Source organism: Tenacibaculum sp. Mcav3-52 (genome assembly GCF_022347665.1).
Classification (GTDB): Bacteria; Bacteroidota; Bacteroidia; order Flavobacteriales; family Flavobacteriaceae; genus Polaribacter; species Polaribacter mesophilus.
Window position 1 is genome coordinate 17,133 of record NZ_JAKRGE010000001.1, and the last position, 16,502, is coordinate 33,634.

The 16,502-nt window shown below is 30.4% G+C and carries 10 protein-coding genes; 5 read left to right on the forward strand and 5 right to left on the reverse strand.

The genetic code is table 11. The features are described from left to right. Positions 1-92 precede the first annotated feature (92 nt). On the forward strand, positions 93-1,490 hold the full coding sequence (locus MHM83_RS00060) for a hypothetical protein (protein ID WP_239178080.1): 1,398 nt from the start codon (positions 93-95) through the stop codon (positions 1,488-1,490). 76 nt (positions 1,491-1,566) lie between these two features. Here MHM83_RS00060 and MHM83_RS00065 read toward each other — a convergent pair whose 3' ends face one another. The 4 genes from MHM83_RS00065 to MHM83_RS00080 form a co-directional block, all read right to left on the reverse strand. After that, entirely contained in the window at positions 1,567-2,865 is a 1,299-nt protein-coding gene (locus MHM83_RS00065) for a PepSY-associated TM helix domain-containing protein (RefSeq protein WP_239178081.1), read from the reverse strand. Beyond that, positions 2,856-5,591, reverse strand: coding sequence for a TonB-dependent receptor (locus tag MHM83_RS00070; protein ID WP_239178082.1), 2,736 nt, complete (start codon positions 5,589-5,591; stop codon positions 2,856-2,858). Before MHM83_RS00070 ends, MHM83_RS00065 begins: the two co-directional genes overlap by 10 nt. Before the next feature lie 120 nt (positions 5,592-5,711). Further along, positions 5,712-6,620, reverse strand: a complete 909-nt coding sequence (locus MHM83_RS00075) for a FecR family protein (RefSeq protein WP_239178083.1) — start codon at positions 6,618-6,620, stop codon at positions 5,712-5,714. Positions 6,621-6,687: 67 nt separating this feature from the next. Continuing rightward, positions 6,688-7,224: an RNA polymerase sigma-70 factor gene (locus tag MHM83_RS00080; protein ID WP_159616536.1), complete on the reverse strand. Its 537-nt coding sequence runs from the start codon at positions 7,222-7,224 to the stop codon at positions 6,688-6,690. 245 nt (positions 7,225-7,469) lie between these two features. Between MHM83_RS00080 and MHM83_RS00085 the strand changes: the two genes are divergently transcribed. Then, positions 7,470-9,854: a hypothetical protein gene (locus MHM83_RS00085; protein ID WP_047790726.1), complete on the forward strand. Its 2,385-nt coding sequence runs from the start codon at positions 7,470-7,472 to the stop codon at positions 9,852-9,854. On the opposite strand, the gene MHM83_RS00090 is transcribed toward MHM83_RS00085, so the two are convergent. Next, positions 9,847-11,082, reverse strand: coding sequence for a Pycsar system effector family protein (locus tag MHM83_RS00090; protein WP_167713056.1), 1,236 nt, complete (start codon positions 11,080-11,082; stop codon positions 9,847-9,849). The genes MHM83_RS00085 and MHM83_RS00090 overlap by 8 nt on opposite strands. Positions 11,083-11,179: 97 nt before the next feature. Here MHM83_RS00090 and MHM83_RS00095 point away from each other — a divergent pair, with 97 nt between their 5' ends. Genes MHM83_RS00095 through MHM83_RS00105 form a run of 3 tightly spaced genes read left to right on the forward strand, consistent with a single transcriptional unit; the run spans position 11,180 to position 16,493 of the window. Then, a complete protein-coding gene (locus tag MHM83_RS00095; protein ID WP_167713055.1) occupies positions 11,180-12,199 on the forward strand; it encodes an XdhC family protein in 1,020 nt (339 codons plus the stop codon). A gap of 4 nt (positions 12,200-12,203) precedes the next feature. Next, positions 12,204-12,788, forward strand: coding sequence for a nucleotidyltransferase family protein (locus MHM83_RS00100; RefSeq protein WP_159493273.1), 585 nt, complete (start codon positions 12,204-12,206; stop codon positions 12,786-12,788). A 45-nt stretch (positions 12,789-12,833) separates the two neighbouring features. Continuing rightward, on the forward strand, positions 12,834-16,493 hold the full coding sequence (locus MHM83_RS00105) for a ShlB/FhaC/HecB family hemolysin secretion/activation protein (protein WP_239178084.1): 3,660 nt from the start codon (positions 12,834-12,836) through the stop codon (positions 16,491-16,493). The last annotated feature ends 9 nt before the right edge of the window (positions 16,494-16,502 follow it).

The window sequence follows — 16,502 nt, forward strand, 5'->3', positions numbered from 1 at the left end:
ATAATTTAACTTTTCACGCCATTTATATCGTTTCCTTTTTTTGTTAATTTATCCCAATATTTACTTAAATAAAATTAAAAATTAGCTATACAATGCCCAAATACAATTTATATAAATTAATAGTTATAATCCTACTCTTTACATCTTGCTCTAAATCAGAAGAAAACCAACTACCTGCTTCTACTCTACTAACTGTAAAAATTAGTTCAACTAATCCGTTAAACAGCAAAATAGAATGGACTAATACTGATAATTCACAAAACAAAACCACCTATTACGACCTTTACTTAGGCGATGAACTAATAGCTGAATATATTGACGGTAACACTTTCGAATTTGAAGAGCTTAAAGGCTTAACTGAATACCAAGGTAAAGTAATCGTCAAGGACATAAATAACAAAACTATTACTTCTACTGAATACAAATTTTTTACTGATAAAAAACAATTTGAAGGTAATATAGAGTTAAAAAGTCAAGAAGATATTGATAACTTTACCTCTAAAGGGTACAATGCTATCAAAGGAAATCTAATTATAAATGGTAAAACTTCCTCTGTAAAAAATCTTTCTAATTTTAATGACCTTAGTCAAATACATGGAGACTTGTTTATTATAAATACCTCTCTTAAAAACTTAAGTGGTTTTGAAGGTGTAACATTAACTTCTAATGAAGCTAGACTCGTTATTATTAACAACAATGAGCTTACCAATGTTGAAGCTTTATCAACAATTACGGCTTTGGGTTCTCTTCGTATTCTAAACAATAAGTCGTTACAAAACTTAAGCGGATTTCATAAACTAAAAACTATTCGACAAGAGTTATCAATCAGTTTGAATCCTTCTATAAATAATCTAACTGCTTTACAGAATCTTAGTAAGCTTCATAAAGTTAATATTATTGGAAATGATTCTTTAGAAAACTTAAACGGTTTAGAACAAATAACAGAAGTCAACGCTGTTGTAATTAAAAATAATACTTCTTTAAAAACTATGGAAGGTTTACAGAACTTAACATCTTGTGAACTTTACTTTACTATTGAAAACAATACTAAACTTACTAAGTTAAATGGTCTTTCTAGTTTAAAGAGTGTTGGCGCTATTAAAATTATTAACAATGCTTCTTTAGCAAGTATTTCTAACTTATCATCTTTAACGTCTGTTAGTTATTTAATAGAAGTAAAAGATAATTCTAATTTAACTTCTCTTAATGGAATACAAAATATAGTTTACGATAACAGCCTCACAAATAAGGAACTTTTTATTCAAAACAATCCTAAAATTACAACCTTAGATGCTCTTTCAAACTATACTTTCGAAAGAGGTGTTATAGACATTTCAAATAATAAAAAACTTGTTAATTTTTGTGGATTAAAAAAGCTACTAACCGAAATTAAGCATAAAGATTTTGATGAAAACAACTTTATTTATAACAATGCGTATAACCCCAGTATAAATGATATTTTAGGTAAAAAATGTAATTTATCATTATAATTTTACAAAATGCACCTCATAAAAAAACACGCTGTATTTTCTTATACAGCGTGTTTTTTATTGCTTTGTTTAAAAATTATTTTACTTTTTTCATCCAAAAAATAAGTATACCTATTGTTGTTACTCCCCATAAAACAATAAAACAAACTATGGGAGCGGGTGTTTTAGGTAAACTACCGTTAACTCCATAGCGAGTTATTTCTTCAACTCCTCCCCAAAAAGACAACCCTAAAATTATCACAGTAATACTGTATGCTATAATTATTGATATTCTATATTTTTTCACCCCTGACTTCAGCTTTTGCCGCTTTGCTTGTAAGTATGCTCCTGTTAAACACAGCACAGACAATGAAAGTCCGAAAATAAAATACAACCATTTAGACCACAATCCTGCAAAATTGCCAAAATGTAAGACATCTACAGTTTCCCACCATCTATGATACATGGTTAACTCCTCAGGTTTTTGAATCTTAATTACATCTCCTGTTAAAGTATTCAGAGTAATATGTGCTGTTCTTTTTCTTACAAGTAATGCTCCATTATCACCTTCAAATGATAAAAGTCCTTTATTGTAATTGTAAAAAAACAAACGCTGAATTTCCAATTCAGGAAACTCTTTTTCTGCTTTTTCTACCAGTTCATTGATACTTAAATACTTTTCCTTATTTTTTTGTGTAATTTGTGAAGTATCAATATGTGGCGGCTCTGGAAGCCACCATTCCAACAAATACCAAGTTCCCGTAAGTCCTATTAATAAACCAAACCATAATGACCATAATCCGATTAACTTATGAGTATCTGACCAAAGCCTTCTAGCTCCTTTTTTAATATTTAACTTAAAAAAACCTGATCTCCATTTTTTGTAAAATGAAAAACCTGTGAGAGTTGAAAGAACTAAAACAAACCCTAAACATCCCACTATGAAGTACCCAAAATTTACTCCAAAAATACGTGATACATCTGGATCAAAAAGAGACATATGGAAACTTCTAAAAAAGCGTTGTACATTAAAATATGTTGTTTCTTCTTGTATATTATAAGATGAAGGGTTCATATAAAAACGAAAAAGTTCACCACTTTGCTTCCTTCCCCACCCATGCAATGTATAACCACTTTTTTCTGCTTCAGCTAACTCTCCTAATTCAGATTTTGGATATTTTATATGAAAAGAATTATATGCTTTTTGCCAATTAACTTCTTTTTTATCGTTTTTTATGTAATCACTTTGAAGTTTAGAATTTAGTAACCAGTCTATTTCATGAGAAAAAACGGCAATACTGCCAGACCAACATATAACAAATAGTAAAAGTCCGGCAGTAATACCTATCCAAGAATGAATAGTAAAAAAAGTTTTTTGCTTAATTTTTAAAGCCATTTTTTAGTTAATGTAATTTGAAAAAGACGCCTATCTCCTACTCCAATTTGATCGGATCCTCTTAAAATATTGTCTTGTGCCGAGGTATAATAAGTTGTATCAAAAACATTAAACACATTATAACGTATTTGTAAATTGTTTTTAAATGTGTAACCTAAAGCAAAATCCATACGAGTATACCCTGGTAGTTGATATTGATTTCCACTGTTAGCTTCACGTTTTCCTTGATGTACTACACCCAAACCAATATCTAACCCTAATAAACCTATACTTTTTCCATTATAATTAGAAAACCCACTAAATTGAAACTCTGGAATGTTTGCAAACTTGTTTCCTATAATATCTTGATCACTTTCTGTTATTTCAGAGTTTTGGAAACTCATACCTCCCATAAAAGATAAATCTCTAGTTAACTTTCCTGTTAATTCAAACTCTATTCCTTTTATTTCTGCGCTTCCTAACGGTAACATAAAACGTTCTTCAGGCGTATTGCTTGGATCTGAAATAGCTATGTTTTTTCTTTCTAAAAAGTAAGCAGATGCTGTTGCTAAAGCTTTTCCGTTAAACAGTTGCCATTTTAAACCTCCTTCAAAAGAGTTTGCTCTAATAGGTTTAATTCCATTTCCTTTACGAGTTACTCCATTTTGTGGTTGTGCTGATGATGAATAACCTACAAAACCTGTTAATGTTGATGTTACGTCATATGATGATCCTAACCTAAATGAAAATAAATCATCATTATAATTACGGTTAATTAAGTTAATTGGATTAGGTGCAGATTGTGCTTCTAATTTTGCTAATACTTCTGGGCTAATACCATTTAAGTTTTGTTCTGTTATCTTTTTTACATCATCATATCTCATACCTACAACTGTTCTAAACTTAGGTGTCCATTTACCCAGCCATTGCCCAAAAACTGCATTAATTTTATCTCCAACTCTAAAATTTGGGCGTATACTTTCTCCTACAACATTAGGCTCTTGATTATTATCTGGATTAAAAACATCTAAAGTATTTTCAAAACTTCTATACACAAAGTCTCTATCAGCATCAGTATAAGTAGCATCACTAATTGCAGTGCTTCCTCCAAAATTAAAAGCATGTCCAACACCTTCTTCATTTGTAAAGTCTCCGTTAAAATTTACCTGTACCGTTTCTGTACCAATGTCAGCTCCAACTTCAGCAAAAAATATTGGTACTACTGAATTTCCTGAAAAAGTGACTCCATCTTCTTTAAAAAGAGGCCCCCAACCACCTTCTGCATCAGCATTTCTAAATGAATGTTCTTCTGATTTTTGAGAAAAATTATGATATTGTACCGTTGCTGAAATTTTATCGTTGAATTTATGATTTAACGTTATATCAAACCTATTAGAGCCTATTTTATAATCGTCCTTTTCTCCATGAAAAGTAAAATTTCTAGGTAAAAAATTATTTTTCAATCCAGCTCCTTCAATATAAATAGTTCCTCTATCTAAAGGATCATTAGCCCAATTATATTCATATTCTACAATAAGGTTTGTTTTATCTGTTATTTTCCAATCAAACGATGGGGCAATAGTTACATACGGCCTATCATCCTGTCCATTTCTCCAAAATTGCCTTTTTTGATAACCTGCAATTAAACGACCATTTAATTTTCCTTCAACTAAAGGGCCTGTAACATCTCCAACTACACGCATAAAATTATGATCTCCTCCTCCTAAAATTACTTCAGCAGCAAAAGTGTCTTTTGGTTTTTTTGTGATAATATTCATAAAACCTCCTGAAGAAGTTAATGACGCCTCAACACCAGAGGGTCCTTTTAATATTTGAACTCTTTCTATCGTTTCTATAGCTCTAACTCCTTCTGGAGCTCTTTGTTGTCGAATACCATTTATATAAGATTCTGATTGTGGAAAACCTCTAATTATCACATTTTCTACTTGTCCTCCACCATTATCGGCATTACTAACACCTGGCACAAATGTTATAATTGTGCTTAAATTTCTAGCTCCAATATCCTCTAAAAAATTGTCACTTAAAACAGCTATTGAAGCTGGAGCTTTTAGTGTTTTTATTGGTGTTTTTAATGCATTAGTTAACGGAACAATATACCCTTGATTTCTTGTTCCTGTTATCACAATTTCATTTAAACTTTCAGCAGTTTCAGTTAAATAAAAATCTAATATATTCTTTTGATTTGCTAAAATTGTTACTGTTTTTTGTTCATTACCAAATCCTACTGAAGACGCTATAGCAATGTAATTTCCTTCTGGTGCATAAAAACTATACCTCCCATCTTTATCAGAAGATGCCCCAAAACTAGTTCCTTTTAATACTATTGATGCATAAGGTAAAGGAAGTCCTTTATCATCTAAAACAGTTCCTGTTATTACACCTTTTTCTGCTTGATTTTGTATTAAAATAGTGTTTCCTCTTACCTTATAATAAATATGATATTTAACTAATACTTCATTAAGTATTTCTCGTAATGTTACTTTTTTATACTCTTTGGTAATAACGTTTTTCTTCTTTTCATCGATGGACTCAAAAGCGAATTTACAACTTGCTTTTTCTTCTATTTTTCTTAAAGCAGTTGGTATCGTATTATTTATAAAGTTTATTGAAATTTTTTTATCTAATATAGATTCTTGTGCAAATGAACTTTGAACTGTAATGCAAAAAACTATTATTAGTATACTTTTTACAGTTCTATGAATAGCTGTATAATTTATTTTATTCATATATTTATAGTTTGTGATTTAATCGTGTTTTTGGTTGAATTACTTTTAACCAGTATGAAGTTTTGCCGACAGAATACTGGTTTTTTATTTTGTTTTCTATGTCATTTGTATTTATTTTTTTTAAAAAATTATTATTCTATCCCCTGTCTTTTTGAAATTAAAATTCAACACAAAACCAATATCTTTCATTACTGTGTCTATTGATTCTTTTGTATGAATTCCGTTATATTTTCTCCTTTTTAACTCTTCTTTTTTTATCTCTATGCTACAATTATAAAATCGTTCTAACACTTTTATTACACTACTTAAGGTTTCATCTTTAAAAATTAATTTTTGTTGCATCCATGCCGTATGGTCATTTTCTTTAAAAACCTTCTTTACCAACCTTTCTTTAACAAGTATTGCTTTCTCTTTTGGATTTAGTGTCACTCCTTTTTCTTTTCCTTCTTTTTTTGAGAAAAAAAACACTTTTCCTTCATCTAAAAATATAACGTTATTCTCTCCTGTATAAGCAGATAAATTAAATTTAGTTCCTAAAACTTTTGTTACTGTTTTTTCTGTTTTAATTACAAATGGAAGTTGAGCGTTCTTTTCTACTTTGAAGTAACCTTCTCCTTTCAATATTACATTTCTATGTGTTTTTCCATACTCTCTTGATACTTCAAGAGATGATAATGCATTTAAGGTAATTCTCGTACTGTCTTTAAGTACTATTGTTCTTACTTCACCTGCCTGTGTTGTATATATTATTGGTTTGTTAACAACAAAAAAGGCTGACACTAATAAAAAAACAGTAAATGTTGCTGCTACACTCCATCTAAAAAAGAAGTTTCTTTTTGTTGACTTTATTGTATCTTTTGCAATGGCATTCCAAAGTTTCTCTTCAATATGTGATGATGTCTCAATATTGGTTTCAGGAAATTTGATCTCGTTTTCGGTGGTATTCACCCATTCCTCTATTCTTTTTCTTTCAGTTTCTGTACACTTTCCTTCTGCATATCGTGTTAAAAGTTCAGGTGTTATTTCCATATAAACTACTTTGGTTTATATATAGGAACGGATATAGTTTGACAGAGTCCTAAGCGATAATCAAATTTTAAATAATTTTTAAGTTTTCATGAATAAAAGCCAAAGCTTTAGTAAGGTGATTCTTTACCGTTTTTGGTGATATCTCTAACTGAATAGCTATTTCTGCTGTAGAAAGTTGTTGCTCTCTACTTAATCGATATACTTCTTGGCATCTATTTGGTAATCGATTAACAACTAATTGTAAATCATTCTCTAAAAAATTGGTCACTGCCAGATTATGCTCTATTGACTTTGTTTCTTTTAAAACACGATCTGATGTTATTTCCTCCAATTTTTTTTTATTCTTATAAGAATTTTTAGAGCGATAGTAGTCTACAATTTTATTGCGAGCAGATTTTAATAAGTAATTTTGAGTTTGACTAGTAAATTCTATTTTATCAACCCTTTTCCATAAAGAAATAAATACATCTTGAACAATCTCTTCTGCTGCCTCTTTACTATTGGTTTTAGAATAACATAAGAGGTATAAGCTCTTCCAATGAGTTCTATAAAGTTTTTCAAAACTTTTCTCTTTTGTAAGCCTATATGTTTTTATTCTTTTAATGGGAAAACTTCAGTTAAATTAACTCAGCAAATATAACAATCATTACTTATTTAGATTTATTAAAAATAAATTTTATTTGAATTTATAATCCTATTTGTAAAAACATTACTTCTACTCTAAAACATAATTGTATGAAAAATAATTTTAAAGCTTTTAAAGTTATTGTTTTTGAAAGGGAGTAGTAATAAAAACGACTGATTACTTACAATTTTGTAAATTTGTATTGATTATTTTTTTATTACTCTATGAACATAAGACGAACAAAAGACATTCAAAATCTAGAACTTCCTTTTAAACTAAAAATAAGTTTTGAAAAGGTAGTCGCTTTATTTCAAAAATATGCTTCTAAAGAGTATGAAAAACATCCTTATCATCAATCATCAATAAACATAGTTCGAGAGGCAAAAAAAGCTCCTGAATTGATTAATGGGTTTTCTGATGAATCAATATTAGAAAAACATAAAGAAGCTATTGATTTATTGCTTGAACCTTTGTTTCCTGAATTATTATTAGAAAATGAAATTAAAGCAGTAAGCATTCCATTTACATTTACTTCTTTCAAGTTTACAACTCGATTTGAAAAAATTTTACAAAATGCTGGAAATGATTATGAATTAAAAGTTCGAAACTTTGAAAGTGATTTAATGTACATTTATGCATGTAGTTTAATTTTAGCTAGTGTTTACGATTATCCTATTGATTTAAAACGACCTTTTTTCTTTGATATCCCTGATAAAACAATTAATACTATAAAAAAATATCGCGCAGCTTTTAATGCTGATTTTATGGAAATTTTTCCCGCAGAGGGCACTCCTAAAATCACTGAAGAGGATATAAAAATATTACTTGATAATTTTGAAGATATAAATATTTGGAAAGAAAAATTCCCTCCTAAATCTTATATTTTTAAAGGTTTTGGGATTATGAACTTGTTTGACGTTACAACAGATGAAATTATTTCAGAAATAAGAACTAGCCTTATAAAAAAAGACGATAATTTAGTTCATACCTTAGAAGGCATCTTTCAAAGGTTTTTTGGAATTCCAGACCTCTCTTTAGGGTTTTCTATTTTTGAAACAGATTCTAATAACTTTTCCTCTTCACACATAAATAAAGAAGAAAGTTTAGTATTAAATTACGATAAAGATGTTTCTTGTGATTGCATTTTTTGTAATTACACTTTAGAAAAACTTTTCATAAACAATGAAACTCTTGCTATTTCTGATGTAGAAAAGTATGGAAATCAAGCTGAAAATAAAAACCTTTATCAACGTTTAAAAGACAAAAATATTGGCAGTATAATTTTGGTTCCTATACAAGCATCAACAAAAAACAGTATAGCTATTATTGAGTTTGCTTCTCCTAGACCTTTTGAACTAAACTCTATTAATCAAAATAAATTACAAGACTTAATTCCACTGTTTAAAATTGCGGTTGATCGTTTCTCTGAAGAACATAAAAATATCTTAGAGGCTACAATTCAAGAAAATTATACATCTATTCATCCTACTGTAAAATGGCGTTTTTATGAAGCCGCTGAAAGGTTTCATAGAGAATCATATGAAGCAAAGGAAAAAGTTAAAATTGAGGATATTATTTTTCCTGACGTACACCCTTTATATGGACAGTCTGATATTAAAGGTTCATCGGTAGCTAGAAACGCTGCTATTAAAGAAGACTTAATAACCCAACTTTCTCTGGCTATTTCAGTATTATTAGAAGCCTGTAAAGTTGAGAGCCTCCCTATTTACAAAGAGTTACAATTTAGAGTTCAAGAATATTTATCAGATGTAAAAGAAGGTTTAAAAGCTGGTGATGAAATTGCTATTTTAGATTTTTTAAAACGTGAAATTTATCCTGTTTTTAACCACATAAAGGAAGTAAACAATGATTTAAGCATATTAGTAAAATCTTATATCAATCGTTTAGATCCTGATTTGCAGGTTGTATATGAGAAAAGAAAATCTTATGAAGATAGTGTTACTTTATTAAACGATAAACTAGCTTCTTTTATAGATATTAGGCAAGAAGAAGCGCAAAAGATGTTTCCTCATTATTTTGAACGTTATAAAACAGATGGTGTTGAGTATAATATGTACATAGGACAATCTTTAACAAAAGAAAAAAAATATGACGACTTATATTTATACAACCTTAGGTTATGGCAACTACAGGTGATGTGTGAAATGGAAAATATAGCTTTAAAAGCTGCTGAAAAAATGGAACATAAACTTAGAGTAGCTTCTTTAATTTTAGTTCACAGCAATCCTTTAGCTATAAAATTTAGAATGGATGAAAAACAGTTTGACGTTGATGGTGCTTATAATATTCGTTACGAAATTATTAAGAAACGTATTGATAAGGCTCACATTAAAGGAACTGAAGAACGATTAACAGTCCCTGGTAAGATAGCAATTGTGTACTCTCAAGACAAAGATGCAGATGAGTATTACAAATATATCAAGTACTTACAATCTAAAAAATTACTAGGTAATATAGAAAAATTAGATATTGAAGATTTGCAAGGTGTTTCTGGATTAAAAGCCTTACGTGTAGAGGTTATTTACAACAAAGACTTTGATACTCAAAAAACAATGACTATTGACGAACTTATTCAGGAGTTTAAATAGCACACATTACAGAAACAGTTTCTCCTAACTTTGTTGCTTGTTCTTGTTGATAAAAAGCAAATACAAAAGCAACAACACTTACCAAAATACCAATCATAAAAACTGTGTATGTAATACGCAACAACTTATACTTTCTATTTAACACTAATCCTAAGAAGTATAAGTCTTTAGTAAGTGATCCATATAAATAATCACGATCCTTCATCATTTCGCTCATTGCCCAATCAAAATCAGGCAATTGCATTTGATGAAAATTCCCAAAAAACAAAAGATTTACTTTTTTATTAGCTACATCTTCTTTTGTGAATTTCCCTTCAGTAACATTGGGTCTTGTTGCTAAAACCGATAACACAATAGATATTACCGTAAAAATTGAAAAAATTAACGTAGGTATTATTAGGTAGTAATTAGATGGATTATCTAATTTAGGGATTAACGTTGACAATGTCATCGAAATAATAATTGCATTTACGGATAGTAAAATATTTGCCTTTGTATCTGCAATATCACTTAACGTAATATGATTACGGAGTGCTACACGAAACATAGTTTCAATACCCCTCTCTGGTAATTCAATCTTATTTTTTTTATATGCTAACTCTTCTTTTTTCTGTTTAAGTTTAGCGGCTTCTTGCAACTCTTTTTGTTTTCTCTTTAAAAGTTGAGCTATATTTTTACTTTTTTGTTTTTCCCAAAGCTTAGAAGCTTTGCTTGTATAAAAACGATGTTTTGTTAAAAACTCAAGATTAGCGTCATCCCATTCAACAGTTTTAATTTTTCTCTTACATACTAGTTCTCTTTCCTTTCGTAATAATTCATTAAAGTCTGTATAATTTTTACTTCCAACATGAGAACAATCTGCATCTCTTAAAACCTTCTCTAATTGTTTTTTAGGTTTTGCTCCCATTTTAGTTGAAGCTATTAATTTAGATACTTCATCTATAACACTTCCTAATACTTTTTTACTCTTTAAAAACTCTGTTGCTATTTTTATACCTTCCTCTTCATGATTTTCAGGATTAACTGTATATCCAACATCATGAAACCATGCTGCTAATGTTAAAATTTGTTGCTGCTCTTCTGAGAAATTTTCTCCTTCAATTAATTCGAGTGACTTCTCAACCACTCGTTGAGTATGGGCAATATTGTGATATACAAAGTTTTTATCTAAATTTTCATTTAATAAATCAATTACAAATTGCTCTGTTTCTTGTATCAAACTGTTCATGAAAAAGGTTTTTGCTAAAATAATAAATTATTAACCAGTATTAATTTTTAATAAAGTGATAAAAAAGCGTACTTTTAAAAGAGTATTTTTACACGAAATGACACACGAATTTAAAGAAATAATACAACAAGCCTCTATAAATCAACAACAAGGCATACAAAATATTTTAGCAACGGTTGTAGATTTAGATGGCTCTTCTTACAGAAAACCAGGAGTTAGAATGTTACTATCTTCTAATGGAAAAATAATCGGTGCTATTAGCGGTGGTTGTGTTGAAAAAGAAATACAACGTAGAGCACAATCTGTTTTTGAAAACAACAAACCAAAAATAGTGACCTATGATGGTCGTTACCGTTTAGGTTGTGAGGGAATATTGTATGTTCTTTTAGAACCCTTTTATCTTTCAACTGAATTTATTGATGCTTTTTCTAAAAATAGCAAAGAAAGAAGACCATATGATATTATATCTTTTTTTCAAAAAGAAGATGAAGCACACGGAGATTTCGGTTCCATAATTCAGTTTAACAATCAACAAATATTTACTTTCAACAAAGAGTTTAATACTGAAAAAACAGGTCAGTTAGCTAATTTTAAACAAACATTACAACCACTATTTCGTTTGCTTATTATTGGCGGAGAGCACGATGCTGTAAAACTATGTACACTAGCCACTCAGTTAGGCTGGGAAGTTGATGTAATTACCTCTATAAAAGATCCAAAAGAATTAATCGATTTTCCCGGAGCTAAATCGGTAGTTGCACAAACTCCAGAATTAATTCAACTTTCTCAAGTAAATAACAATACTGCTATTGTTATTATGAATCATAATTTCACTTACGATTTACGTTGGCTTATTAAATTACAAGAACAAAATCCTATTTATATAGGTATTTTAGGTGCTGCTAAACGACGAGAAAAACTATTTAACGAACTGTTTGAATTTTCACCCGGTATTACTGATGAATTTTTAGATAAAATTCATACTCCCGCTGGATTAAATATTGGAGCAGAAACTCCAGAAGAAATTGCTTTATCAATCTTAGCAGAAATACTATCCGTAATTCGTAACAAAGAAGTTTTTTCTCTAAAAAAGATTACTGGACGAATCCATGAATAAATAGATGCAAAAAACAGCAATTCTCATATTAGCTGCTGGAAGTGCTTCTCGAATGGGAAAAATAAAGCAACTGCTTCCTTATAAAAACACTACGTTACTGGAATGGACTATTGAACAAGCTCAAAAATCAGTAATAAAAAATGTGTTTTGCGTATTGGGGGCTAATAAAGACGCCATTGAAAAGAAACTTACAACAAATGCTATTATAACAATATATAATCCAAAACACCAAGATGGTTTAAGTACTAGCATTATAAAGGGTATTGAGTTTTTACAAGAACATAACTTTGATAATGCTCTAATAATGCTAGCCGATCAGCCTCATGTTACTTCAGAGTATTTAAACTCCTTAATTAAAGTTTCAAAAAGAAATCCTTCTAAAATAATTACTTCCAATTATCAAGGAAGTGTTGGAGTTCCTGCCGTATTTCCAAAAGAATATTTTAATAAGTTACTAAACTTAAAAGGTGATAAAGGAGCTAAAAATTTTCTATTACAACATGACGATAATATTTTCAAAGTGAACTCCTCTTTAAACTTACTAGATATTGATACTCCTGAAGATTATCAGTATTTATTAAAACAGTAATTTTACTCTAAAAAGCCTTATTTTTACATAACTAAAAAATAAGACATGAACTTTACCAAGTTTTGCATGTATCTAACTATAATTGTTGTAGTTAGTGCTTGTGCATCCTATAAAGCTAAGTACGCAGATAAGACTTCACCAAAAACAATTCAAATAAATAAAGAATTGTTACACTCCTTTTATTTAATTGGAGACGCTGGTAATGCCGAAATGGGACAAACAACTCCTACCTTAACTTATTTTCAAAAAGAATTAACCAAAGCTCCTAAAAAATCAACTACGTTATTTTTAGGAGATAACATTTACCCTTACGGAATACCAAGTAAAGAACACAAAGATAGAGCCTTGGCAGAGCATCGTTTACAAACACAAATTGACGCTCTGAAAGACTTTAAAGGAAATACAATTTTTATTCCTGGAAATCACGACTGGTATAATGGTGTTGATGGCTTAAAAGAGCAGGAGCGATTGGTTGAAAAAGCTTTAGGTAAAAACTCCTTTTTACCTGAAGGTGGTTGTGGACTAGACAAAGTAAAAATTAACGATGACCTTACTTTAATTCTTATTGATAGTCGTTGGTTTATTATGAACTGGGACAAAGAGCCAAAAATGAACGATAACTGCGACATTAAAACTCGTGAACACTTTATTCAAGAGCTTTCTAGTTTATTTAAAAAAAATAGATATAAAAATGTTGTAGTAGCTGTACACCATCCTTTATATAGTAATGGTCCACATGGAGGAAGTTTTTCTGTAAAAGATCACATGAGTCCACTACCTGTTCTAGGTACTTTAAAAAATGCGTTACGTTCACACGTAGGTATACAAACCGATATTTTTAATAAAAGTTATAGTGACTTTGTTACTCAAATACAAACAGTATCTAATGATTTCACAGACAATGTTGTATTTGTTTCTGGTCACGATCACAACTTACAATATATAGAACAAGACGGGTTTAAACAAGTAATTAGTGGCTCGGGTTCAAAGCAATCAGCTGCTTTGGTTGGTTATGGAGCTCAATTTACCTATGGTAATCATGGATATGCTAAATTAAATTACTACAAAGATGGTTCAGCTGTTATTGAATACTATGCTGCCAATACCACAGATGGTCACAAACTTTTATTCAGTAAAGAAATTGTAAAACCAAAACAAACAAAAAAATATACTAGCTTTCCTGAATACGAAGAGCATAAGAAATTTGTAGAAACCTCAATTTATCCTCCAGAATCCACAGAGGTTAGTGGTTTTCATAAATTTATGTGGGGAGATTTAAACAGAGATAAGTACGGAAAAACAGTAAGAGTTCCTGTTTTGGAGTTAGAGAATGTCTATGGAGGCTTAACTCCTATCAGAAGAGGTGGTGGTAACCAAACCAATTCGTTACGATTAGAAAACCCTGATGGTAAACAATACGTGTTACGCTCAATGGTTAAAGATGGAAGTCGTATTATGGGTGGTATTCTAAAAGGAACATTTTTAGTTGATGTAGTTCAAGATATTTTTACCATGTCGCACCCATATGCTGCTTTTGTTCTTCCTGGTATGGCAGAATCCGTAAATATTTACCATACCAACCCCAAATTATACTACATGCCTAAGCAACCCGCTTTAGGTAAGCATAACGACATCTTTGGCGGACAGTTATACTTGTTAGAAGAACGACCTGCTGATGACCGTAGTGAATTAGACAACTTTGGAAATTCAGACGATATTATTAGCACATTTGATGTGTTAGAAAAAATTAGAAAAAACGGTAAGCACTCTATCGACCAAGAATGGGTAATTCGCTCTCGCTTATTTGATATGGTTATTGGTGACTGGGATAGACATGAAGATCAATGGCGATGGGCTTCTTTTAAAACCAAAGATGGTAAAAAGTATTATCGCCCAATTCCAAGAGATAGAGACCAACCTTTTTCTAAGTTTGATGGAGTTATGATTCCGCTTTTTCAACAGTTTGCACCCTTAGTAAGAAATATGCAAACTTTTGACAACGATATCAAAAACATGAAATGGTACAACAATTATGCTCGCTTTTTTGATACTGCTTTTTTAAATGAATTAACACTCGATGAATGGAATAAACAAGCTGAGTACATTCAACAACATTTAACTGATGAAGTAATTGAAAAATCAATCCAACAATTACCAAAGGTTATTTATGATATTGATGGAAAAGAAACCATTGCTAAAATTAAAGCTCGAAGAGATAAATTAAAAGAAATTGCTAAACGTTATTATACCAAACTAAACAAAGTTGTACATGTAGTTGGTACAGATAAAGACGATAAATTCATTATTAAACGTTTAAATGATGAAGAAACTAGCGTTGTTGTTTTTAGAAAAGATAATGAAATTTATAACCGTGTTTTCAAAACAAAAGAAACCGAAGAAATACAACTTTATGGTTTAAATGGAGATGATGAGTTTTTAATTTCTGGTGATGTACATGATGGTATTTTACTACGAATTATAGGGGGACAGAATCACGATGTATACACTGATAAATCATCTGTTTCAGGTTGGGGAAAGAAGACTAAAATCTACGATTTTAAATCAAAGAAAAATACAATAAACCCTAGTTCTGAAACTGCGGATTTACGTTCAAATAGTTACTTCAAAAACACCTATGATGCGCATGACATTAACAACAACACTACTGTTGTTTATCCGAGCTTAGGTAGCAATCCAGATGACGGTTTCTTTTTTGGTGCTTCGGTTACACATACACAACAAGGCTTTAAAAAACAACCCTTCGCTAGCCAACACACATTAGCGGCAAACTACTATTCTTCAACTAGTGGCTACGATTTAGAATACAATGGTGAATTTACAGAGTTAATTGGCAATTGGAGCTTACACTTACGTGCCAAAGCTACTAGCGATAACTATTCCTTTAATTTCTTTGGATGGGGAAATGAAAGTATTTACGACCAAAGTTTCAATTTGGATCATTATCGTGTTAAAAAAGAAGAAATTAGTTTTTCTCCTTCTTTATTAAAGCGCTTACGAGGTGGAAGTATCTTTAAAATTTCAGGTCTTTTTGAGGCTATTGAGATTGAAGATACACCTGGTAGATTTATTAATAATTTTGACAATCAACCTACAGCTATTTTTGATACTAATTATTTTTGGGGAGGTGAATTAAACTTTAATCACAACCGAGTAGACAATAGTAGTTTTCCTACCAAAGGTATGAACTTCGATTTAGCTGTTGGAGCTAAAGCCAACTTAGAAGATTTCGACAGACGCTTTGGTTACATTAAAAGTTCTTTGGCTATGTATCAAAACCTAGTATTCAACCGCTCATTAGTTTTTGCTTCTGAAGTTGGAACTCAAATTAATGTAGGGAATCGTTTTGAAATTTACCAAGCGGCTACTTTAGGCGGTGACCGTAATTTACGTGGTTTTAACAGAGAACGTTTTTCTGGAACCGAAAATTTTTATCATAGTAACGATTTACGTTTACGTTTTGGACGTATTCATACAGGAGTTATTCCTATAAAAGTTGGTATTACTGGTGGTTTTGATTACGGTCGAGTATGGTCTCCATATTCACCTAATTCAACGAAATGGCATACTAGTTATGGTGGTTCTTTTTGGCTAAGCGGAATCGACTTATTCACAGCTAATATTTCATACTTTAGAGGAACTTCTCAAGAAGACAGGGTAGCTTTTAGTATTGGTTTTTCTTTTTAATTGTTAAAA

What these genes read in the sequence shown, in the direction of transcription:
- MHM83_RS00095 (WP_167713055.1), top strand. Translation starts at nt 11,180, where the DNA reads ATGACACACGAATTTAAAGAAATAATACAACAAGCCTCTATAAATCAA.
- MHM83_RS00105 (WP_239178084.1), top strand. Translation starts at nt 12,834, where the DNA reads ATGAACTTTACCAAGTTTTGCATGTATCTAACTATAATTGTTGTAGTT.
- MHM83_RS00070 (WP_239178082.1), bottom strand. Translation starts at nt 5,591, where the DNA reads ATGAATAAAATAAATTATACAGCTATTCATAGAACTGTAAAAAGTATA.
- MHM83_RS00075 (WP_239178083.1), bottom strand. Translation starts at nt 6,620, where the DNA reads ATGGAAATAACACCTGAACTTTTAACACGATATGCAGAAGGAAAGTGT.
- MHM83_RS00065 (WP_239178081.1), bottom strand. Translation starts at nt 2,865, where the DNA reads ATGGCTTTAAAAATTAAGCAAAAAACTTTTTTTACTATTCATTCTTGG.
- MHM83_RS00090 (WP_167713056.1), bottom strand. Translation starts at nt 11,082, where the DNA reads ATGAACAGTTTGATACAAGAAACAGAGCAATTTGTAATTGATTTATTA.
- MHM83_RS00085 (WP_047790726.1), top strand. Translation starts at nt 7,470, where the DNA reads ATGAACATAAGACGAACAAAAGACATTCAAAATCTAGAACTTCCTTTT.
- MHM83_RS00060 (WP_239178080.1), top strand. Translation starts at nt 93, where the DNA reads ATGCCCAAATACAATTTATATAAATTAATAGTTATAATCCTACTCTTT.
- MHM83_RS00100 (WP_159493273.1), top strand. Translation starts at nt 12,204, where the DNA reads ATGCAAAAAACAGCAATTCTCATATTAGCTGCTGGAAGTGCTTCTCGA.